16 protein-coding genes are annotated in these 21,795 nt (G+C 68.7%); 11 read left to right on the forward strand and 5 right to left on the reverse strand.

From position 1 onward, the window contains the following. Positions 1–98: 98 nt before the first annotated feature. Positions 99–2,852, reverse strand: coding sequence for a transglycosylase domain-containing protein (locus tag ACZ4TO_RS23635; protein ID WP_468025143.1), 2,754 nt, complete (start codon positions 2,850–2,852; stop codon positions 99–101). A gap of 374 nt (positions 2,853–3,226) precedes the next feature. Between ACZ4TO_RS23635 and ACZ4TO_RS23640 the strand changes: the two genes are divergently transcribed. From ACZ4TO_RS23640 to ACZ4TO_RS23655, 4 genes are all read left to right on the forward strand, one after another. After that, positions 3,227–3,910, forward strand: coding sequence for a PadR family transcriptional regulator (locus ACZ4TO_RS23640; protein WP_382783261.1), 684 nt, complete (start codon positions 3,227–3,229; stop codon positions 3,908–3,910). 44 nt (positions 3,911–3,954) lie between these two features. Then, on the forward strand, positions 3,955–5,037 hold the full coding sequence (locus ACZ4TO_RS23645) for an inositol-3-phosphate synthase (RefSeq protein WP_382783265.1): 1,083 nt from the start codon (positions 3,955–3,957) through the stop codon (positions 5,035–5,037). Between the two features lie 80 nt (positions 5,038–5,117). After that, positions 5,118–6,380, forward strand: a complete 1,263-nt coding sequence (locus tag ACZ4TO_RS23650; RefSeq protein WP_382783268.1) for an MFS transporter — start codon at positions 5,118–5,120, stop codon at positions 6,378–6,380. Positions 6,381–6,494: 114 nt separating this feature from the next. Beyond that, positions 6,495–6,983, forward strand: coding sequence for an LppU/SCO3897 family protein (locus tag ACZ4TO_RS23655; RefSeq protein WP_468025144.1), 489 nt, complete (start codon positions 6,495–6,497; stop codon positions 6,981–6,983). Between the two features lie 102 nt (positions 6,984–7,085). On the opposite strand, the gene ACZ4TO_RS23660 is transcribed toward ACZ4TO_RS23655, so the two are convergent. Then, the gene (locus tag ACZ4TO_RS23660; protein WP_382783273.1) at positions 7,086–8,552 is read right to left on the reverse strand and encodes a CCA tRNA nucleotidyltransferase; all 1,467 of its coding nucleotides are present in this window, start codon (positions 8,550–8,552) and stop codon (positions 7,086–7,088) included. A gap of 222 nt (positions 8,553–8,774) precedes the next feature. On the opposite strand from ACZ4TO_RS23660, the gene ACZ4TO_RS23665 reads away from it, so the two are divergent. The 7 genes from ACZ4TO_RS23665 to trxA all read left to right on the forward strand — a co-directional run bounded on the left by ACZ4TO_RS23665 (position 8,775) and on the right by trxA (position 18,488). Beyond that, a complete protein-coding gene (locus ACZ4TO_RS23665; RefSeq protein ID WP_468025145.1) occupies positions 8,775–11,216 on the forward strand; it encodes a DUF6049 family protein in 2,442 nt (813 codons plus the stop codon). Positions 11,217–11,262: 46 nt separating this feature from the next. Next, a complete protein-coding gene (murJ, locus tag ACZ4TO_RS23670) occupies positions 11,263–13,500 on the forward strand; it encodes a murein biosynthesis integral membrane protein MurJ (protein WP_468025146.1) in 2,238 nt (745 codons plus the stop codon). A 118-nt stretch (positions 13,501–13,618) separates the two neighbouring features. Continuing rightward, entirely contained in the window at positions 13,619–15,334 is a 1,716-nt protein-coding gene (locus ACZ4TO_RS23675; protein ID WP_468025147.1) for a protein kinase family protein, read from the forward strand. A 29-nt stretch (positions 15,335–15,363) separates the two neighbouring features. Beyond that, positions 15,364–16,095: an RNA polymerase sigma factor SigM gene (gene sigM / locus ACZ4TO_RS23680; RefSeq protein WP_385042846.1), complete on the forward strand. Its 732-nt coding sequence runs from the start codon at positions 15,364–15,366 to the stop codon at positions 16,093–16,095. Continuing rightward, on the forward strand, positions 16,092–17,027 hold the full coding sequence (locus tag ACZ4TO_RS23685) for a hypothetical protein (protein ID WP_468025148.1): 936 nt from the start codon (positions 16,092–16,094) through the stop codon (positions 17,025–17,027). Before sigM ends, ACZ4TO_RS23685 begins: the two co-directional genes overlap by 4 nt. A gap of 123 nt (positions 17,028–17,150) precedes the next feature. After that, positions 17,151–18,110 (forward strand): thioredoxin-disulfide reductase, encoded by a 960-nt coding sequence (gene trxB / locus ACZ4TO_RS23690; protein ID WP_382783291.1) that lies wholly within the window; start codon positions 17,151–17,153, stop codon positions 18,108–18,110. A gap of 45 nt (positions 18,111–18,155) precedes the next feature. Then, positions 18,156–18,488 carry a thioredoxin gene (gene trxA, locus ACZ4TO_RS23695; protein ID WP_326786756.1) on the forward strand — a complete coding sequence of 111 codons (333 nt, stop codon included), beginning with the start codon at positions 18,156–18,158 and terminating at the stop codon, positions 18,486–18,488. A 97-nt stretch (positions 18,489–18,585) separates the two neighbouring features. Here the strand turns inward: trxA and ACZ4TO_RS23700 are convergent, their stop codons facing one another. The 3 genes from ACZ4TO_RS23700 to ACZ4TO_RS23710 form a co-directional block, all read right to left on the reverse strand. Next, entirely contained in the window at positions 18,586–19,203 is a 618-nt protein-coding gene (locus ACZ4TO_RS23700; protein ID WP_382783294.1) for a GNAT family N-acetyltransferase, read from the reverse strand. 328 nt (positions 19,204–19,531) lie between these two features. After that, on the reverse strand, positions 19,532–20,623 hold the full coding sequence (locus ACZ4TO_RS23705; protein WP_382783297.1) for a ParB/RepB/Spo0J family partition protein: 1,092 nt from the start codon (positions 20,621–20,623) through the stop codon (positions 19,532–19,534). Next, positions 20,620–21,693: a ParA family protein gene (locus ACZ4TO_RS23710; RefSeq protein ID WP_382784242.1), complete on the reverse strand. Its 1,074-nt coding sequence runs from the start codon at positions 21,691–21,693 to the stop codon at positions 20,620–20,622. Before ACZ4TO_RS23710 ends, ACZ4TO_RS23705 begins: the two co-directional genes overlap by 4 nt. Positions 21,694–21,795: the final 102 nt, after the last annotated feature.

A 21,795-nucleotide genomic window follows, 5' to 3' on the forward strand; every position in this document is an offset into this window, starting at 1 on the left:
GAGGAGGGGGACCTGTTTTCTGGCTTCTTTCCCCCCGATCGTTTTTTCCTTCCCTCCCCCCCCCCCCCCCCCCCCCCCGAAGCCGTGGTCGGCGACCGTCAGCCGGAGCCTCCGAAGAGGCCTCCGTTGCCGTTGCCGTTTCCTCTGCTGCTGCCGGTACTGGTGGTGGCCGATGGTGAGGTGCTCACACCACCGTCCGTGCCGCCGGTGTCCAGGCCGCCGGTGTCCGTGCCACCGGTGCCGGTCCCACCGTTGTCCGTCCCACCGTTGTTGTTGCAGTTGAAGTCGAACTTCCGGCAGGTCTCGGTCGCCGAGGGCGTGGGAGACGTCAGCGTCGCGCTCGGGGTCGGGCTCGGGCTCTCCGTCGCGCTCTCGGTGGCCGAGGGCGTCGGCGTCGGGCTCGGGGTGTCGTTGAGGACCTCGCCGATCTCCTCGGGCACCGGGAAGGACTCCGCCTTCTCACCCTTGAGCGCCACCATCATGTAGTCCCGCCAGATCTGCGACGGGAACGAGGCACCGTGGATGGTCTTCTCGCCACCCGTGCCGTACATCTGCAGGAACTCGCGGTTCTTCTTGGTCTCGTCGTCGTCCAGGCGGTACATGCCGATCGCCGTGGAGAGCTGCGGGGTGTAGCCGACGAACCAGGCGGACTTGTTGCCGTCGGTGGTACCGGTCTTGCCGGCCACCTCGCGGCCCGGGAGCTGGGCGTTCGTACCGGTGCCCTTCTCGACCACGGTCTTCAGCACGTCGGTGACGTTGTCGGCGACCGCGGGGGTGAAGGCCTCCACCGCCTTGGCGATCTTGTCGTGCTGGAAGACGGTGCCGTCCTTGCTGGTCACCTTCTCGACCGAGTACGGGTCGCGCTGCTTGCCGCTGGCCGCGAAGGTGGCGTACGCGCCGGCCATACGGATCGCGCTCGGGGAGGAGGTGCCCAGGGAGAACGACGGGAACCTGGAGCTGGCGAGGCTCGACTCCTTGATGCCCGCGCGCAGGACGGCGTCCTTCACCTTGTCCAGACCCACGTCCATGCCGAGCTGGACATAGGCGGAGTTCACGGACTCCCGCATGGCCTCACGCAGGTCGATCTTGTACGTGGGCGGGTTGAGGGACTGGCCGCCGTCGTTCGTCTGCAGCCACTCCTTGCCTTTGTCGTCCGTCCAGTCGCTGCGGTCGTAGTCCTTGATCTTGAGCTTGTTCTTGCCGCTGTAGAAGCTCTTCGGAGAGACCTTCGTCCGCTCGTCCTGCGCCTGCTCCGCGGGCCCCTCGGGATCCCGGACGCCCCAGGACATGGCCGCGGCCAGCACGAAGGGCTTGAACGTCGAACCCACCTGGGCACCGGTCTGGTCGGCGTTGTCGGTGAAGTGCTTGGTCGCGTCCTCACCGCCGTAGATGGCCTCGATCGCGCCGCTGTCCGGGTTGACGGACGCCCCGCCGAACTGGACGTACTTGTCGTTCTTCGGACGCAGCTTGGGCTTGATGTTGGCCTTCTGCACCTTCTCCACCGCGGCCTTGAGCGCGTTGACCTTCTTCTTGTCGAAGGTCGTGTGGATCTGGTAGCCGCCCTGCCGGAGCTTGGTCTCGGTGATCCCGGTGTCTTTGCTGTTGTTGACCAGGTACGAGTTGACGAGGTCGACCAGGTAGCCGACCTGCCCGCCCAGCGCGGCGTTCGACCGCGGCGGCTGGGTCGCGGGGAACTTCGTGTACTTGCCGCGCGTGGCCGCGTCCAGACGGCCGTCCTTGACCTCTTCGTCGAGGATCCAGCGCCAGCGTTCCTCGGCACGAGCGCGGTTCTTCTGCGGCGTGGCGTTGACCGCGTCGATCGACGCGGCGCCCGCGGGGTCGTAGTACGTGGCGCCCTTGAGCACCGCCGCCAGGAGCGCGCACTCGCTCGGGTTCAGGTCGGTGGCGTCCTTGTCGAAGTACGCGTGGGCCGCGGCCTGGATGCCGTAGGCGTTGCGCCCGTAGTACGCGGAGTTCAGGTAGCCCGCCATGATCTGTTCCTTGGGAACCTTGGCGCCGACCTTGATGGAGACGAACAGCTCCTTGAGCTTGCGGGAGACCGTCTGTGACTGGTCCTCCAGCATCGCGTTCTTCACGTACTGCTGGGTGATGGTCGAGCCACCCTGCGTCTGGCCGCCCTTGGCCATGTTCACGAAGGCGCGGGCGATACCCGTCGGGTCGACGCCGCTGTCGGTCTCGAACGTCTTGTTCTCGGCCGACATCACCGCCCAGCGCATCTCCTTGGGGATCTGCGCGTAGCTGATGATCTGACGGTTGGCCTCACCGCCCGTGGCGACCATCTCGCTGCCGTCGGCCCAGTAGTAGACGTTGTTCTGCGCCTTGGCGGTCTTGCCGATGTCCGGGATGCCCACGAGGGCGTACCCGACACCGGCGGCCGCGACCATGCTGCCGCAGAAGCCGATGAACACGCCCGTCACGAGCTTCCAGGACGGCACCCAGCGCGCGGCGCCGTACCGGCCCGCGCGCGGGTAGTCGATGATGCGCTTCTTGGCGGGCTCGGGAGCGCGGCCACGGCCGCGTCCGGGACCGCCCGGGCCCTGGGGACCACCGCGTCGGCCGCCCCCTCCACCGGGGCCGCCGCCGTGACCCGCGCCGTCGGCGGCTCTGCGCCGGCCTCCGCCGTTTCCGCGCTGCATGGCACGCCGCGCCTCGGCACGGCTGCCGAACGGGCTCTCTTCACCTCCCGGCCCATACGGAGCGGAAGGAGACCCGGTGGCGTCTCGCGGTGCATCGCGGCGGCCTGCGGACGGGCCTGCCTGCGGCTGGCCGCGCCGGGCCGCGGCACGTCCGCCGCCCTGCGGCTGCGTCGGTTTGCGACGGTGCTCGCTCATCGAACGATTACTCCTCGGGCAGGCGCACCTTTGCGCGCCTGGAAACGGCGGCTGGTTTCCGGTCCCCCCGAAGTACGGATGCGGTCGATCGCGCATTCACCCGTACTGCACCAAAGACGTTGACGTTCTCAGACGTCACTCGGTTCCCGGTGGTGTCCATCCCGCACAGAGTACGCACCGCCAAAACCCACCGAGCGTCGAAGTTCACCCCAAATCAGGCAACTTGCTTCGTATGAATCGGTGATGTGACGCCGTTCACTCTGCTCCCTCTTGTCGCATCCGCAGGGCCGTTCTATCGTGCTGATGTATCGAGTCGATACATCAGTGCGGCATAAAGACCGTGCCGACGGGACAGCGACAGAGAGGAGGCGACGATGAGCCGGCGTGCCGGGATCCTCGAGTTCGCCGTCCTCGGTCTGCTCCGCGAGTCCCCGATGCACGGCTATGAGCTGCGCAAACGACTCAATACGTCACTGGGTGTGTTCCGTGCCTTCAGCTACGGAACGCTCTATCCCTGCCTCAAGACGCTGGTCGCCAACGGCTGGTTGATCGAGGAAACAGGATCCACACCCGAAGACGCCCTGTCGGCAACACTCGCGGGGCGTCGCGCCAAGATCGTCTACCGGTTGACGGCGGAAGGTAAGGATCACTTCGAGGAGCTTCTCGCGCAGACGGGTCCCGACGCGTACGAGGACGAGCACTTCGCGGCTCGCTTCGCCTTCTTCGGGCAGACGTCACGCGATGTACGCATGCGCGTACTGGAAGGTCGCCGCAGCCGTCTGGAGGAGCGCCTCGAGAAGATGCGCGCCTCGCTGGCGCGCACCCGGGAGCGCCTCGACGACTACACGCTTGAGCTCCAGCGCCACGGAATGGAGTCCGTGGAGCGCGAAGTGCGCTGGCTGAACGAGCTCATCGAGAGTGAGCGGGCCGGCCGGGACGTCAAACGTCCCGGCCTCGAAGGCACCGCTCAGCAGGACAACACATCTGGAGAGACGGGCGGCCTGCCCCGGCACCGGGACAGCCCCCGGCCGGATCCGTCCGACGACACCGCCACGTGAGACCCCGCACGGGGTTTCACCGATAGACACAGGGAGCAACCGGAATGGGTTCGGTTCGCGTAGCCATCGTCGGCGTGGGCAACTGCGCCGCCTCGCTGGTTCAGGGCGTCGAGTACTACAAGGACGCCGACCCGGCGACCAAGGTGCCCGGCCTGATGCACGTCCAGTTCGGCGACTACCACGTCGGTGACGTCGAGTTCGTCGCCGCGTTCGACGTCGACGCGAAGAAGGTCGGCCTCGACCTCTCCGACGCCATCGGTGCCAGCGAGAACAACACCATCAAGATCTGCGACGTCCCGAACAAGGGCGTCACGGTCCAGCGCGGTCACACCCTGGACGGTCTCGGTAAGTACTACCGCATGACCATCGAGGAGTCCGCCGAGGCGCCGGTCGACGTCGTCCAGATCCTCAAGGACAAGCAGGTCGACGTCCTCGTCTGCTACCTGCCCGTCGGTTCCGAGGACGCGGCGAAGTTCTACGCCCAGTGCGCCATCGACGCCAAGGTCGCCTTCGTCAACGCTCTCCCGGTCTTCATCGCCGGCACCAAGGAGTGGGCGGACAAGTTCACCGAGGCGGGCGTCCCGATCGTCGGCGACGACATCAAGTCGCAGGTCGGCGCGACCATCACGCACCGTGTGATGGCGAAGCTGTTCGAGGACCGCGGTGTCCGTCTTGAGCGCACCATGCAGCTCAACGTCGGCGGCAACATGGACTTCAAGAACATGCTGGAGCGCGACCGCCTCGAGTCCAAGAAGATCTCGAAGACGCAGGCCGTCACCTCGCAGATCCCCGACCGTGAGCTGGGCGAGAAGAACGTCCACATCGGTCCCTCGGACTACGTGGCCTGGCTCGACGACCGCAAGTGGGCGTACGTCCGCCTCGAGGGCCGTGCCTTCGGCGACGTCCCGCTGAACCTGGAGTACAAGCTCGAGGTCTGGGACTCCCCGAACTCGGCCGGTGTCATCATCGACGCCGTGCGCGCCGCGAAGATCGCCAAGGACCGCGGTATCGGCGGCCCGATCCTCTCCGCGTCGAGCTACTTCATGAAGTCCCCGCCGGTCCAGTACTTCGACGACGAGGCCTTCGCCAACGTCGAGAAGTTCATCAAGGGCGAGGTCGAGCGCTAAGCACGATTCGGTGCGCACCGCTGGGGAGGGTCCCCGGGCTTACTGCCCGGGGACCCTCCTCGTATGTGAGGCTGTGCCCCATGGCCGTCGTGCGTGACCTGCGCGTCCTCCTGCGCTTCCAGGGATTCAGACGCCTGCTCGGTGTACGGCTGCTGTCCCAGGGCGCCGACGGCGTCTATCAGGTCGCGCTGGCCACCTACGTGGTCTTCTCACCGGAGAAGCAGACCTCGGCGGCCTCCATCGCCTCCGCGATGGCGGTGCTCCTCCTCCCGTACTCCCTCGTCGGCCCCTTCGCGGGCGTCCTGCTGGACCGGTGGCGGCGGCGGCAGGTCTTTCTGTACGGCAATCTGCTGCGCGCGGCGCTGGCGTCCGTGACGGCCCTGCTGATGCTGAGCCCGGCACCCGACTGGCTCTTCTACACCTCCGCGCTCTGTGTCACCGCCGTCAACCGCTTCGTCCTGGCCGGGCTGTCGGCAGCCCTGCCGCGCGTCGTCGACACGGACCGGCTGGTGGTGGCCAACTCGCTCTCACCGACCGCCGGAACGCTCGCGGCCACCGCGGGCGCGGCGCTCGCGTTCGCCGTACGACTCCTCGTCGCGGACTCCGACGCGGCGGTGGTCCTCGTGGGGGCGGGGCTGTACCTGTGCGCCGCCCTCGCCTCGCTGCGTATCGCCCCGGAGATCCTCGGGCCCGACCAGGACCTGGTCCGCCCGTACGTGGGCACGGCCCTCGCCGGTACCGCGCGGGGCCTGGCCGGCGGAGTCCGCCATCTCGCGGAGCTCCCGCGGCGGGAGGCGGCCTGGGCTCTGATGACCATGACCCTGATGCGCTTCTGCTACGGCGCACTGACGGTCATGGTGCTGATGCTCTGCCGCTACGCGTGGGCGTCCGGCTCGGACGACGGGCTCGCGCTCCTGGGGCTGGCCGTGGGTGTCTCGGGGGCCGGCTTCTTCGTCGCCGCCGTGGTGACGCCCTCGGCGGCCGGACGGCTGGGTCCGGGCCGCTGGATCGCCGTCTGCGCAGGCGCCGCCGCCGTTCTGGTGCCGGCGCTCTGTCTGCCCTTCGCCCCCGCGCCCACACTGGGCGCTGCCTTCGTGCTGGGCGTGATCACCCAGGGCGCGAAGATCGCCACGGACACCATCGTGCAGTCCGCCGTGGACGACGGTTTCCGCGGCCGGATCTTCTCCGTCTACGACGTCCTGTTCAACGTCGCGTTCGTCGGCGCGGCCGCGGTCGCCGCGCTGATGCTGCCTTCTGACGGACGGTCCGTTTCCCTCGTCCTCACCGTGGCGGCGGTCTACGCATCAATTGCGGCTGCTATGGCCCGCTTTGAGCTTCAGTAAGTGTCACATCAATGCCACAGAGCCACTTCTGACTACTCCGTTGTCACAGGGGACCGATAACTTACGTGCGTCTTACGTTCGCGTCACGCACCTACGTTCCAGGGGGAACCTCCAGTGACAACTCCGCCGCCGCCTCAGGGTCAGAACCCCTACGCGCAGGGGCAGCCGCCCCAGGGTGGCAACCCGTTCGCGCAGGGCCAGGCCCCGCAGGGATACCCGCAGCAGCCGGGCCAGTCCGGGTTCCCGCAGCAGCCGGCCGCCGGTTTCGCCCCGGTCCCGCCGCAGCGCCCGAAGCGCGGCATCAAGCAGTACCTGCGCGGCGCCGTCGTAGTCGTTGCCGTGATAGCCGCCGGCGTGGGCTACCTCGCGAGCCGGCACGACCCGGACACCGCCAAGGTCGGCGACTGCATGAGCATCAGCAACCCGGACAGCACCACGGACCCGGGCCTGAAGGTCGTGGGCTGCGGCGACGCCAAGGCGAAGTACAAGGTCGCGCAGAAGAAGACCGACAACTCCGGCTGCGACCGCACCAAGTACGCCGAGTACACCGAGACGGGCAAGAACGACTTCACCCTCTGCCTGGAGGAGCTCGCCTCCAAGTAGGACCCGGCACAGACGCGAAGGGGCGGTGTTTCACGTGAAACACCGCCCCTTCGCGTGGCCCGGCTCAATGTTTCACGTGAAACATGGCGGGCCGGCCGTCTCTCAGCCCTGCTCGGCCCACCACTCCTTCAGGGCCGCGACCGCCGCGTCGTGCTCCATGGGCCCGTTCTCCAGCCGCAGCTCCAGCAGGAACTTGTAGGCCTGGCCGATCGCGGGGCCGGGACCGATGCCCAGGATTCCCATGATCTCGTTGCCGTCGAGGTCCGGACGGATCGCGTCGAGCTCTTCCTGCTCCTTGAGCTGGGCGATGCGTTCCTCCAGCCCGTCGTAGGCGCGGGACAGGGCGGTCGCCTTGCGCTTGTTGCGCGTGGTGCAGTCGGAACGGGTCAGCTTGTGGAGACGGTCGAGGAGCGGGCCCGCGTCACGCACATAGCGGCGGACGGCGGAGTCGGTCCACTCGCCCGTGCCGTACCCGTGGAAGCGCAGATGCAGCTCGACCAGACGTGAGACGTCCTTGACGAGATCGTTCGAGTATTTGAGCGCCGTCATCCGCTTCTTGGTCATCTTGGCGCCCACCATCTCGTGGTGGTGGAAGGAGACCCGCCCGTCCTGCTCGAAGCGGCGCGTCCGCGGCTTGCCGATGTCGTGGAGCAGCGCGGCGAGCCTGAGCGTCAGATCGGGCCCGTTCTCCTCCAGTGCCATCGCCTGTTCCAGAACGATCAGCGTGTGTTCGTAGACGTCCTTGTGCCGGTGGTGCTCGTCCCGCTCCAGACGCAGGGCGGGAAGCTCGGGGAGCACGTGATCGGCGAGCCCCGTGTCCACGAGCAGCGTCAGACCCTTGCGCGGGTGGGCGGACCGGATCAGCTTGTTCAGTTCGTCCCGCACCCGCTCCGCGGAGACGATCTCGATGCGCCCGGCCATGTCCGTCATGGCGGCGACGACCTCGGGTGCCACCTCGAAGTCGAGCTGTGCGGCGAACCGCGCGGCCCGCATCATCCGCAGCGGATCGTCGGAGAAGGACGCCTCCGGGGTGCCGGGGGTGCGCAGCACGCGGGTGGCGAGATCGTCCAGACCGCCGTACGGGTCGATGAACTCCTTCTCCGGCAGTGCGACGGCCATCGCGTTCACCGTGAAGTCGCGACGCACGAGGTCATCCTCGATGGAGTCGCCGTAGGAGACCTCCGGCTTGCGGGAGGTCCGGTCGTACGCCTCGGAGCGGTACGTCGTGATCTCGATCTGGAACGACTGCTCCACATCGCCCACGCGGGCTTCCTTCTGCGCACCGACGGTGCCGAAGGCGATCCCGACCTCCCACAGGGCGTCCGCCCAGGGCCGGACGATCTTCAGTACGTCCTCGGGCCGGGCGTCCGTCGTGAAGTCCAGGTCATTGCCGAGCCGGCCGAGGAGCGCGTCCCGGACCGAGCCGCCGACCAGGGCGAGCGAGAACCCGGCCTCCTGGAAACGGCGGGCGAGTTCGTCGGCGACAGGGGACACCCGCAGCAGTTCACTCACCGCGCGGCGCTGCACCTGGCTCAGGGCACTGGAATTGTCTTCGTTGGCGTTCGGCACAACAGAAAAGGGTACGTGGCCGAGGCGGTGGGGGGCGCCCGGATAAATCCCACACCGGTGCCCCACATCTTTTCGCGGCAGAATAGACGCACATACAGGACAGTCGGTCCTCATCCCTGATCTTGTGGACCACTCCGCGGCACTTACTCTCAGCGCACCTCGTTACCATGCGTGGACGCACATTCCGACGACCACTGACGACGACGAGGGACGGGCGAGCGCGTGGCCGAGGCGGCAGACTTCCAAGGGACCAGTCCCTCACCTGCCCGCCGGTGGCTCCGGCGCAGCGGTGCACTGCTGGCCGGGGCGCCGCTGCTGGCCGGGCTGCTCCAGCTCCCCCTGAGTACGCCCTCACAGGCCGCCGAGAAGGCTTCCGCGACCACCGCCGCCGAGTCCGCGGCCACCGCCTCGGGGTCCTCCGGCCCCGTGGACGTCCGTCTCGACTCGCTGACGCCCAGCGTTCCCACCGACGGCGACACGGTCACGGTCTCGGGTTCGGTCACCAACACGGGCAAGCAGACGGTCACCGACGCCCACGTGGGCGTCCGGGTCGGACCGTCCCTGAACACCCGCACCGCCATCGACACGGTCGCGAAGCGCAGCAGCTTCCAGCCGGGTGTCGACCCGCTGGAGATCGGCGGCAAGTACGTCGCGAAGGTCACCAAGCTCGCCGGCGGCAGCTCGCAGCACTTCTCCATCTCGGTCCCGGTCAAGGATCTCGACCTCGGCTCCGACGGGGTCTACCAGCTCGGGGTGTCGATCACGGGCCGGACCACCGCGCAGCCGTGGGACCAGGTCCTCGGCATCGAGCGGACCTTCCTGCCCTGGCAGCCCGAGGCCGCGGACACGAAGACGAAGACCACCTACCTCTGGCCCCTCATCTCCACCGTCCACCTCACGGCGGAGACGGGTTCGGACGCGCAGCAGACGCCGGTCTTCAAGAACGACGACCTGGCCAAGGAGATCGCCCCGGGCGGCCGCCTGGACCAGCTCCTGTCGCTGGGCAGCCAGCTCGACGTCACCTGGGTCCTCGACCCGGACCTGCTGGCCTCCGTGGACGCCATGAGGGGCGGCTACCGCATCCAGCAGGAGAACGGCACCACCGTCGCCGGGAAGAACCAGGCGGTGGCCAACGCCTGGCTCGACAAGCTGGAGAAGACGGTCCAGGGCCAGAGCCTGGTCGCCCTCCCGTTCGCCGACCCCGATCTCGCGTCGCTGGCCCACCACGGCAAGGACGTCACCGGTTCCCTGAGCCACCTCAAGGACGCCACCGATGTGGCGGCCGACACGGTGGAGACGATCGTCCACGTGAAGCCGAGCACGGAGTTCGCCTGGCCCGCGGACGGCGCGGTGGACCCGTCGATCATCAAGGTGGCCACGTCGGCCGGCGCGGACAAGGTGATCGCCCGCAGCGACAGCCTCCGCGAGACCGGCGGCCTGTCCTACACGCCCAGCGCCGCCCGCCCCATCGGCGGCGGGACCACCGCGGTGGTCGCGGACGAGCGGATGTCGACCGCGTTCCAGGGCGACATGATGAAGGCCGACACCTCGACCCTCGCCGTCCAGCGGTTCCTCGCGCAGAGCCTGATGATCAACCTGCAGGAGCCGAAGAAGGAGCGCAGCATCGTCGTCGCTCCGCAGCGGGTGCCCACGGCGAGCCAGGCGCAGTCCATGGCCGAGGCACTGCGGGCGCTCCAGCAGGGCAACTGGTCGCAGTCCCAGGGGCTGACCGAGGCCGCCAAAGCCAAGCCGGACCCCGGCGCCACCACGAAGGTTCCTTCCTCGTCCTCGTACCCGTCGGCGCTGCGCCACCGGGAGCTGCCGCGCTCGGCGTTCGAGCGGATCCAGGCGACCCAGGCCAAGCTCGACAAGTTCCGCGTGATCCTGACCGACGAGTCCCGTGTGGTCACACCGTTCGGACGGGCCATAGAGCGGGGGATGTCCTCGTCCTGGCGCGGCCGGACCGCCGAGGCGGCTGAGTTCCGGCAGGGGGTGGAGACCTACCTCGACGGGCTCATGGGCCTGGTGCATCTCATCCAGAAGTCGGACGCGAAGCTGTCCGGGCGCAGCGCCACGATCCCCGTGACGGTCCAGAACAACCTCGTGCAGGGCGTCGGCCATCTGATGCTGCGGCTCACCTCGCAGCAGCCCACCCGCCTCAAGATCGGCAACGGCCCGTACGACGAGCAGCCGATCCAGGTCGCGGGCGAGCACAGCCAGTCGGTCAAGTTCACGACGTCCACCAAGGCCAACGGCCCGGTACAGGTCGTCGCGCAGCTCTACACGGAGGACGGTCAGCCCTACGGGGACCCGGTCCCCTTCGAGGTGAAGGTCACCGAGATCACCTCCACCGTGATGCTCGTCATCGGCGGCGGTGTCCTGCTTCTCGTGCTCGCCGGTTTCCGTATGTACACGCAGCGTAAGCGCGCGGCGGCCCGGCAGGCCGGGGAGGGCGCGGAGGACGGTCCCGAGACGGGGGGCGACGGCGAGGACGCCGGAGCCACCGTGGACACTGACTCCACCGAGGATTCCGAGGCCGGTCCCGAACGGGCTTCCGCCCCGGAGTCCGGGGCAGACGACCCGGAGCAGCCGAGTGACCCGACACCGGACACCGCACCGGAAAGCGCCGACCCGTCCGGCACGGGTGAGAGAGTGGACCGTTGAGCGATGTCGTGGCCGGTGGGCCCGGGGACGATGAGGTGGGGTAACCATGAACGCGCCGTACGACGGTGACCGCGGCCAGGGCGCGGGATCCTCGGGCTACCCCGAGGACTACCCGGACCATGCCGCGGGCCGCTCCGGCCACCCCGAGGGCACGCCTGAGAACGCTCGGACGCCCCAGGGTTCTCCCGCCGACATGTACCTCCAGGACGCCTACGACCAGGATCCGTACCGGGCTCAGGACCTCTCGGCCCAGGACCCGGTGACGGAGGCGCTCTACGACCGCGCCGCGCACCCTCCGCCGCCGCCGGGCTCCTACGCCCCCCAGCAGCCGCTCTACGGACAGCCGCCCGCGGCGCAATACGCGCCCGACCCGCGGCTGTGGGCCCAGACGCCCCCTCCGGAGCCGGCCGGGCCGACGCGTCACCTGCCGTACGGCGACGACGCCCGGACCACCCAGTACGTGGGCGTGGACGATCTGGTCACCCAGGCCGGCGAGCAACAGCACGAGCCGGACGCCTTCGCTCATCTCTTCCGCGACCAGCAGCAGGGCGGCGCCCGCCACGGCTACGCCCCCTCCGCCGCGGTCCCGGCACCGGCCCCCGAGCCGGCTCCGGCAGCCCCTCAGCCGCCCGCGGCCGCCTCGGCGAAGTCCGGCGGCCGTGCCTCCGGGCTGCTGAAGTCGAGCGCCGTGATGGCGGCGGGCACGCTGGTGTCCCGTCTCACCGGCTTCGTACGGACCATGATCATCACCGCCGCCCTGGGTGCGGCGACCCTCGGTGACGCCTGGACCGTCGCCTACACCCTGCCGACGATGATCTACATCCTCACCGTCGGCGGTGGCCTCAACTCGGTCTTCGTGCCCCAGCTCGTGCGGTCCATGAAGGAGGACGACGACGGGGGCGAGGCGTACGCCAACCGCCTGCTGACCCTCGTCATGGTCGCCCTCGGCGTGATCGTCACCGCCGCGGTCTTCATCGCGCCGCTGCTGATCAAGCTGATGTCGTCGCCCATCGCGGACGACCCCGCGGCCAACAACGTGGCCGTCACCTTCGCCCGCTACTGCCTGCCCACGATCTTCTTCATGGGCGTGCACGTGGTCATGGGCCAGATCCTCAACGCCCGCGGGAAGTTCGGCGCGATGATGTGGACCCCGGTCCTGAACAACATCGTCATGATCTTCACGTTCGGCATGTTCCTCTGGGTCTACGGCACCGCCCGCCACTCCGGGATGACGGTCACCAACATCCCGCCGGACGGCGTCCGCCTGCTGGGCATCGGCACCCTGCTCGGCCTGGTCGTCCAGGCCACGGCGATGGTTCCGTACCTGCGCGAGGCCGGCTTCCGGTTCCGTCCGCGCTTCGACTGGCGGGGCCACGGCCTCGGCAAGGCCATCAAGCTCGCCAAGTGGACCGTGCTCTTCGTCCTCGCCAACCAGGCCGGCGTCCTCGTCGTCACCCAGCTCGCCACGGCGGCGGGCAAGGCCTCGGGCAAGAGCGGCGCGGGCATCATGGCCTACGCCAACGCCCAGCTCATCTGGGGCATGCCGCAGGCGATCATCACGGTCTCCGTCATGGCGGCCATGCTTCCGCGGATCTCGCGAGCGGCCCACGACGGAGACCCGGGAGCCGTCCGCGACGACATCTCGCAGGGGCTGCGGACCTCGGCCGTCGCGATCGTCCCGGTGGCCTTCATGTTCCTGGCCCTGGGCATCCCGATGTGCACCCTGCTCTTCGGCTCCAGCGGCCTGCAGTCCGCCCAGTCCCAGGGCTACGTCCTCATGGCCTTCGCCCTCGGCCTGATCCCGTTCTCGGTGCAGTACGTGATCCTGCGCGGCTTCTACGCCTACGAGGACACCCGCACGCCGTTCTACAACACGGTCATCGTGGCCGCCGTCAACGCGGCGGCCTCGGCCGCCTGTTACATGGTCCTGCCCGCGCAGTGGGCGGTCGTCGGCATGGCCGGCGCCTACGGGCTGGCGTACGCGGTGGGCGTCGGTGTGGCCTGGCAGCGACTGCGCAGGCGGCTGGGCGGCGACCTGGACGGCGCCCGTGTGCTGCGCACGTACGCCCGTCTGTGCCTGGCCTCCGTCCCTGGCGCCGTCGTGGGCGGCGCCGTAGGCTTCGCGATCACCCGAGTCCTCGGGTACGGCGTGTTCGGTTCGATCGCGGCGCTCGTCCTCGGATCGATCGCCCTGCTCGGTGTCTTCTACGTCGCGGCGCGCAAGATGCGCATCGAAGAACTCAACTCAATGGTCGGAATGGTCCGCGGGCGCCTGGGGCGCTGAGGCGGGGGTACGCGCACAACCATCGTCCGTCGCCGTGTGTCGTGCATAGCGCCGGACTGTGGGCACAATTGGTTTCTGCGTCGGACAGCGCGCAATGGATGGGGAGGCAGGGACGACGGTGGCGGAACGGAGCACGGCTGCCGTCGACGTGGCAGACAACAGCGGTGACGAGCCGCTGACCGCCAAGGCGGACCAGACCACGTCCGACGGGGTGGCCCTCAACCGGGAGCGGGAAACGGACAGCGAAGAGGCACAGGGGAGCGGCGGGACCGAGGGTCCCGGAAAGGCCTCACCGCCCGAACTGCACAGTGGTCACAAACTCGCCAGGCGCTATCGCCTCGAAGAGTGCGTCACCCGACTGGACGGTTTCAGCAGTTGGCGCGCGATGGACGAGAAGCTCCGTCGTGCCGTCGGGGTGCATCTGCTGCCCGCCGATCATCCGCGAGCCCGCTCCGTCCTGGCGGCGGCGCGTTCCTCCGCCCTGCTGGGCGATCCCCGGTTCGTCCAGGTCCTGGACGCGGTCGAGGAGAACGACCTCGTGTACGTGGTGCACGAGTGGCTGCCCGACGCCACGGAGCTCACCGCCCTCCTCGCCTCGGGCCCCCTCGAGGTGCACGAGGCCTACCAGATGGTCAGTCAGGTCTCGGGGGCCATGGCCGCCGCGCACCGCGAGGGCCTCGCGCATCTCAAGCTGACCCCGGGCGCCGTGCTGCGCACGTCCACGGGCCAGTGGCGCATCCGCGGGCTGGCCGTGAACGCGGCGCTGCGCGGCATCAGTTCGGAGACCCCGCAGCGCACCGACACGGAAGCGATCGGCGCACTCCTGTACGCCGCCCTCACCCAGCGCTGGCCGTACGAGAGCGACGCGTACGGCCTGTCGGGGCTTCCCAAGGGCGTCGGACTGATCGCACCCGACCAGGTGCGTGCCGGCGTCCACCGCGGCCTGTCGGAGCTCGCCATGCGCGCGCTCGCCAACGACGGCGCGACCGCCTCCCGCCACGAGTCCCCCTGCACCACGCCGGAGGAGCTGGTGAAGGCGATCGGCGAGATGCCCCGCATCCGCCCGCCGGAGCCCGCGTTCACCGCACCGCCCGAGTACCAGCGCACGACGTACCAGCAGGGCACCTACGGCCGTCAGTCGCCGCGTCCGGGCGCCACCCAGGTCCTGCCGGCTCCGCCGCCCCCGCTGCAGAGCCGTACCGGCACAGCCCTGAAGTGGGCCGTGTCGGCTCTCCTCATCGCCGCACTGGGCCTGGGCAGTTGGCAGCTCGCCGACGCGCTCATGGACCACGACAAGCCCGAGGACACCAAGAAGACCCAGACGACGGACGGCAACGAGAAGGGCGGCACCAAGCCCATGCCACTCAAGCCGATCGCGATCAAGGGTGCCTCGGAGTACGTGGTCGAAGGCTCTCCCCAGGCGGCCGACGACGTCGACAAGACCTTCGACGGCAACAGCACCACGTTCTGGCGTACGAAGCGGTACAACGCCGGTCCCAAGCTGGCGCCGTACAAGCCCGGCGTGGGCATCGTCTACGACCTGGGTTCGGCCCAGTCGCTCAAGAACGCCTCGATAGGGCTTCGCTATGCGGGCGACCACACCACGATCCATCTGTACGCCGCCGACGCGCTGTCGCCCACGACGTCCGTCGACGGGATGAAGGAGATCGGCACCGCCACCACGAGCGGCACCAGCCTGAACGTGAAGGCGTCCAAGTCCGTGAAGACGCAGTACGTGCTGCTGTGGATCACCGATGTGCCGAACGCTCCCAGCGACGGCTACAGCGGCGCCGGCTTCAAGCAGGCGATCACGGATGTGAAGTTCAGCGGCTGACGTTCGTCGACGGAGGGGAGGGGGGTCCGATGGCCGATGAAGCCGAACACGGCGAAGCAAGCGATCAGGACCTCCTGGCCCGCCACGTCGAAGGCGATCCGGACGCCTTCGGTGAGCTTGTGCGGCGCCATCGCGACCGCCTGTGGGCCGTGGCCCTGCGGACGCTGGGAGACCGCGAGGAGGCCGCTGACGCGGTCCAGGACGCGCTCGTCTCGGCCTACAGGGCCGCCCACACCTTCCGGGGCCAGTCGGCCGTCACGACCTGGCTGCACCGCATCACGGTGAACGCCTGCCTGGACCGCGCCCGCAAGGCGGCCTCCAGGAAGACGTCCCCCGTGGACGACACCCAGCGCCTGGAGCAGCTTCTCGAACCGCACGAGTCCGCCGCCGCTCCCGCCGAACGCAACGACCTCCACCGTGAGCTCATAGGCGCCCTGGGCACCCTCCCCGCCGACCAGCGCGCCGCCCTCGTCCTGGTGGACATGCAGGGCTACCCCGTGGCGGAGGCGGCCCGCATGCTCGACGTGCCGACCGGCACCGTGAAGAGCCGCTGCGCGCGCGGCAGAGCCAGACTCCTCCCCCTGCTCACCCATCTCCGCACGGAGAACCCGGGTGACGAGGAGAAGAAGAAGTCGGGCGGCGGACGGAACCGGACGCAGGGGACATCCGTCCCACCCGCAGCGGGACCTCGCTCGTCGGGTGCCCGCGAGGCGGGGCCAAGCGATTCAGCGGCTGTGAAGGGCGGAGGTGGGCGGACGTGACATCCACGACGGACAAGGCCGGACACCCGGATGTCGCGGAGATCTCCGACCTCACCGAAGGTCTTCTCTCGCCTTCCCGTACCGAGGATGTGCGCCGGCACCTCGACGAGTGCGAGCTCTGCGCCGAGGTCTACGACTCCTTGGAGGAGATCCGCGGCCTTCTCGGCACCCTGCCGGGCCCCTCGCGCATGCCGGACGATGTCGCCGGACGCATCGACGCCGCTCTGGCCGCGGAAGCGCTGCTGAGCTCCACGGCTCCCGACGAGACGGCCGACGCCGATGCCGACGCTGCTCATGTTTCACGTGAAACATCGCCCGCATCGCCCCCGCCTCCCCCGTCGCCCGCCGGCAGTCCTTCCGGACGTCCTCGTGGGGCCACCGGCCCCGGCCGCTCCCATCGGGCCCGTCACGGCCGTCGCAGGACGGTCCTCCTCACCGCCGCCTTCGCAGCCGCCGCCCTGGGGCTGGGCGCGATCCTCGTGCAGTCGCTGGACAGCGACGGCTCAGGCAAGACGGCCCAGACGGCGACCCAGAACGCTTCGGGATCACCGACGGCGTTCTCCGAGGGGACGCTGAAGGGGGAGGTCTCGGACCTTCTCACCAAGAAGAAGACCTCGGGTGACGGCTCTCCCAGCGCCAAGCCCTGGAGTGCCGAGTCGCAGGACGCCGGAACCGACTCGGGCGGGGTGAAGACCTTGATCACCCCCACGCCCGCGGTTCCCGAGTGCGTCCAGCAGGGGACCGGAGACCCCGGGGTGCTCCTCGCCGCCAAGACAGGTTCGTTCCAGGGGAAGAACGTCTATCTCCTCGTGGTGTCCGACGCCGCCGACAAGACGAAGGTCACCGCTTACCTCGTCGACGCCGCTTGTGAGAAGCAGTCCGCCCCGTCGCCGGGCAAGCTCCTCCTGACCCGGTCCTACGGGCGTTCCTGAACGGTCTCCGTGTGCCCCGACACAGCGGGAATTGAAGCCCCTTAGGATCCGTTGGGTGGGGTGAGAGTACTGAGAGATGCTCCCACCGGAACGCTGCAGTCTCCAGAGACGAGGAATCAAGCCGTGAGCGACGTCCGTAACGTGATCATCATCGGGTCTGGGCCCGCCGGCTACACGGCGGCGCTCTACACCGCGCGCGCGTCGCTGAAGCCGCTGGTCTTCGAAGGCGCCGTCACCGCGGGCGGTGCGCTGATGAACACCACCGAGGTCGAGAACTTCCCCGGCTTCCAGGACGGCATCATGGGCCCCGAGCTCATGGACAACATGCGCGCCCAGGCCGAGCGCTTCGGTGCCGAGCTGGTCCCGGACGATGTCGTCGCCGTCGACCTGACGGGCGAGATCAAGACCGTCACGGACACCGCCGGCACGGTGCACCGCGCCAAGGCCGTCATCGTCACGACGGGCTCACAGCACCGCAAGCTCGGTCTCCCGAACGAGGACACGCTCTCCGGGCGCGGCGTCTCCTGGTGCGCGACCTGTGACGGCTTCTTCTTCAAGGACCACGACATCGCCGTCATCGGTGGTGGCGACACCGCGATGGAGGAAGCGACCTTCCTCTCGCGCTTCGCCAAGTCCGTCACCATCGTCCACCGCCGGGACAGCCTGCGCGCCTCCAAGGCGATGCAGGAGCGTGCCTTCGCCGACCCGAAGATCAAGTTCATCTGGGACAGCGAGGTCGCCGAGATCAAGGGCGACCCGAAGCTGGCCGGTCTGACGCTGCGCAACCTGAAGACCGGCGAGACGTCGGAGCTGCCGGTGACCGGTCTGTTCATCGCGATCGGCCACGACCCGCGCACCGAGCTCTTCAAGGGTCAGCTCGACCTGGACGGCGAGGGCTACCTGAAGGTCGCCGCGCCTTCGACCCGCACCAACCAGACGGGTGTCTTCGGCGCCGGTGACGTCGTCGACCACACCTACCGCCAGGCGATCACCGCGGCCGGTACCGGCTGCTCCGCCGCCCTCGACGCCGAGCGCTACCTCGCCGCCCTCGCGGACAGCGAGACCGCGGCCGCCACCGTCTGATCACCTCCCTCCTCCCCACCGCACCAACAAGTTAAGGAGCCCGCCGTGGCCGGCACCCTCAAGAACGTGACCGACGACTCCTTCGAGCAGGACGTCCTCAAGAGCGACAAGCCCGTCCTGGTGGACTTCTGGGCCGCCTGGTGCGGTCCGTGCCGCCAGATCGCTCCGTCGCTCGAGGCCATCGCCGCCGAGCACGGCGACAAGATCGAGATCGTCAAGCTCAACATCGACGAGAACCCGGCGACGGCCGCCAAGTACGGCGTCATGTCGATCCCGACCCTGAACGTCTACCAGGGTGGCGAGGTCGCCAAGACCATCGTCGGTGCGAAGCCGAAGGCCGCGATCGTGCGGGACCTCGAGGACTTCATCGCCGAGTAGTCGGTGACCGCCGCGCATGCGGCGCCTGTTTCACGTGAAACACGAATGGGCCAGCCCGGTCGGGCTGGCCCATTCGCTTTGCCCAAGGGGGCCGTCGTCACAGAGGACGGAGCGCAGGCTCCTTCTGCACCGCTCCGAGGAGACGGTCCAGCGCCAACTCCACGTCTTCCTTCCAGGAAAGCGTGGTCCGCAGTTCCAGCCGCAGGCGGGGGTATCTGGGGTGAGGGCGGACGGTCTTGAAGCCAACCGCGACGAGATGGTCGGCGGGGAGCACGCAGGCGGGTTCCTTCCACCGGGCGTCCCCGAAAGCCTCGATCGCCTTGAATCCACGACGGAGCAGATCCTTGGCCACCGTCTGGACCAGGACCCGGCCCAGTCCCTGTCCCTGGTAGCCCGGCGTGATGAACGAGGTCATGAGCTGAACCGCGTCCGGCGCCACGGGGCTTGTGGGGAACGCCGTGGAACGGGGGACATAGGCGGGCGGCGCGTAGAGCACATAGCCCACCGGCACCTCGTCCACGTAGGCGACCCGGCCGCACGACCCCCAGTCCAGCAGCACCGAGGAGATCCACGCCTCCTTCTCCATGGCGCTCGTGCCCGCCTTCAGCGCGGCTTCACCGCGGACAGGATCCAGTTCCCAGAAGACGCACGTGCGACAGTGCTGGGGAAGGTCCGCAAGGTTGTCCAGCGTGAGCGGTACGAGCCGACGCCCCATGAAGGCTGTTCCTCGCTTCCTTCGCCCGCGGCGTCACGGGCGGCTGTCAGATGGCTCCGCTCTCTGAGCAGGCTGCCGACGAACCCGCCGACCGCTCCCAGACCCAGACCTGCGGTCACCAGTCCGGTACGGCTCACGGTCTGCATGACCCCCGCCTCCCCGATGAAGGTGCTGCCAGGTGGATGCGCCATACCCATCGCATCGTATCCACGAAGCGATTGCCTCGATACCGCCGGAAAGCAAAGAGCGGGCCGTATTCCGGCACACGCCGGACACGGCCCGCTCTCCAGGTGAACCCGATCGGACATCGGACCACCAGGAAGCCGACTCAGGCTTCCGTGTCGTCCGAGTCGTCGTCCAGAAGGCTCTTCTGAAGGACCGGTCCTTCTCCCGGGGCGAGGGAGCCGAGGATGCGTTCAAGGTCTTCCATCGAAGCGAACTCGACAGTGATCTTGCCCTTCTTCTGCCCCAGGTCGACCTTCACCCGAGTCTCGAAGCGGTCGGAGAGACGCGTCGCCAGATCACTCAGCGCCGGGGAGACCCGGCTGCCGGCCCGCGGGCCCTTGGAGCGCTGAGCCGTCTGCGGACGGGACCCCATGAGGGTCACGATCTCCTCCACGGCCCGCACCGAGAGCCCCTCCGCGACGATGCGGTGAGCGAGCCGGTCCTGCTCCTCCGAGTCGTCGACCGCGAGCAGTGCCCGCGCGTGTCCGGCGGAGAGAACCCCGGCCGCCACACGACGCTGGACCGACGGGGAGAGCTTCAGCAGCCGCAGGGTGTTGGAGACCTGGGGACGCGACCGTCCGATCCGGTCCGCCAACTGGTCATGCGTGCAGTTGAAGTCCTTGAGGAGCTGGTCGTAGGCCGCCGCCTCTTCCAGCGGGTTCAGCTGAGCCCGGTGGAGGTTCTCGAGGAGCGCGTCCAGGAGAAGCTTCTCGTCCTCCGTTGCGCGCACGATCGCGGGAATGGCCTCGAGCCCCGCCTCACGGCAGGCCCGGAAACGGCGCTCGCCCATGATGAGCTCGTAGCGCCCGGTAGCCACCTGGCGTACGACGACGGGCTGGAGGAGTCCGACCTCCTTGATGGAGGTGACCAGCTCGGAGAGAGCGTCCTCGTCGAAGATCTCACGCGGCTGGCGCGGATTCGGCGTGATGGCGTCGAGGGGCAGCTCGGCGAAGTGGGCACCGACGGGAGCCTGAAGCGTCTCCAGCGACGCGTTGGCCCCGTCCTCCGTTTCATGTGAAACAGACGGCAGCGTGGTCACCTTCGCCACCGCGACCCCGCGCTCCGCGGTGAGTACCGGTCCGGCAGACGGCGAGGAGGGTGTCCCACTCGCCGAAACACCCGGCCGGTCACCTGTGGGAGCCGCAGGGATCAGCGCGCCCAGGCCCCGCCCCAGACCCCGTCGTCGGTCGCTCACTGGATCCCCTCCACCATGTTCTGATCGTTCTGTCCGCCCAGGTGGGCATGTTGCTCGTCGTACGCCACTCCGACTCCTCGCAGGGCGATCTCGCGCGCCGCCTCGAGGTAGGAGAGAGCACCGCTCGAACCCGGATCGTAGGTCAGAACCGTCTGACCGTAACTCGGGGCCTCCGAAATTCGGACCGAGCGCGGAATGCTCGTTCGCAGCACCTCCTTGCCGAAGTGGCTGCGCACCTCCTCGGCGACCTGGGACGCGAGGCGGGTCCGACCGTCGTACATGGTGAGCAGAATCGTCGAGACGTGGAGGTCGGGGTTGAGGTGACCGCGCACCAGGTCGACGTTGCGCAGGAGCTGCCCCAGGCCTTCGAGTGCGTAGTACTCGCACTGGATGGGGATGAGCACCTCCGCGCCGGCCACGAGCGCGTTGACCGTCAGCAGACCGAGCGACGGCGGGCAGTCGATGAGGATGTAGTCCAGCGGCTGCTCGTAGGCCAGGATCGCTCGTTCCAGCCGGCTCTCACGGGCCACCAACGACACCAGCTCGATCTCCGCACCGGCGAGATCGATGGTGGCGGGCGCGCAGAAGAGACCCTCGACATCAGGGACCGGCTGGACGACCTCGGAGAGCGGCTTGCTGTCGATCAGCACGTCATAGATCGACGGGACCTCGGCATGGTGATCGATACCCAGCGCCGTGGAGGCATTGCCCTGAGGGTCGAGGTCGATCACCAGGACCCGGCCGCCGTGCAGTGCCAGCGAGGCGGCAAGGTTGACCGTGGTCGTGGTCTTACCCACCCCACCCTTCTGGTTGGCGACCACGATGACTCGGGTCTGCTCAGGCCGTGGCAGGCCCTCGCCGGCGCGACCTAGCGCCTCCACAGCCAGTTGGGCAGCACGACCGATGGGAGTGTCGTCCATCGGGGGCGGTGTTTCACGTGAAACATCGTCCCCCATCGACTCGGTACGGGGACCGGGGACCGGATCGGTCATCGGTCCCGCGATGTTGGCGTCGGACCGCAAGGATTCACTCTCCTCGACTTCAGGCTCGCAATGAACAGAGCCTCCCATGCCATTGGGGTCGCGAACCAGCGAGGCCCGTTGTTCTGTGGAGAAATCCACCTCTGTGGACAACTCCGGGCCCCCTCCGAGCGACCCGAGAGGCTTCCGATC

The organism is Streptomyces sp. NPDC028298, from assembly GCF_055565895.1.

Coding starts and splice junctions, on each gene's coding strand:
- ACZ4TO_RS23640 (WP_382783261.1), top strand. CDS start 3,227: ATGAGCCGGCGTGCCGGGATCCTCGAGTTCGCCGTCCTCGGTCTGCTC.
- ACZ4TO_RS23700 (WP_382783294.1), bottom strand. CDS start 19,203: ATGGGGCGTCGGCTCGTACCGCTCACGCTGGACAACCTTGCGGACCTT.
- ACZ4TO_RS23650 (WP_382783268.1), top strand. CDS start 5,118: ATGGCCGTCGTGCGTGACCTGCGCGTCCTCCTGCGCTTCCAGGGATTC.
- ACZ4TO_RS23635 (WP_468025143.1), bottom strand. CDS start 2,852: ATGAGCGAGCACCGTCGCAAACCGACGCAGCCGCAGGGCGGCGGACGT.
- sigM (WP_385042846.1), top strand. CDS start 15,364: ATGGCCGATGAAGCCGAACACGGCGAAGCAAGCGATCAGGACCTCCTG.
- ACZ4TO_RS23710 (WP_382784242.1), bottom strand. CDS start 21,693: ATGGGAGGCTCTGTTCATTGCGAGCCTGAAGTCGAGGAGAGTGAATCC.
- murJ (WP_468025146.1), top strand. CDS start 11,263: ATGAACGCGCCGTACGACGGTGACCGCGGCCAGGGCGCGGGATCCTCG.
- ACZ4TO_RS23645 (WP_382783265.1), top strand. CDS start 3,955: ATGGGTTCGGTTCGCGTAGCCATCGTCGGCGTGGGCAACTGCGCCGCC.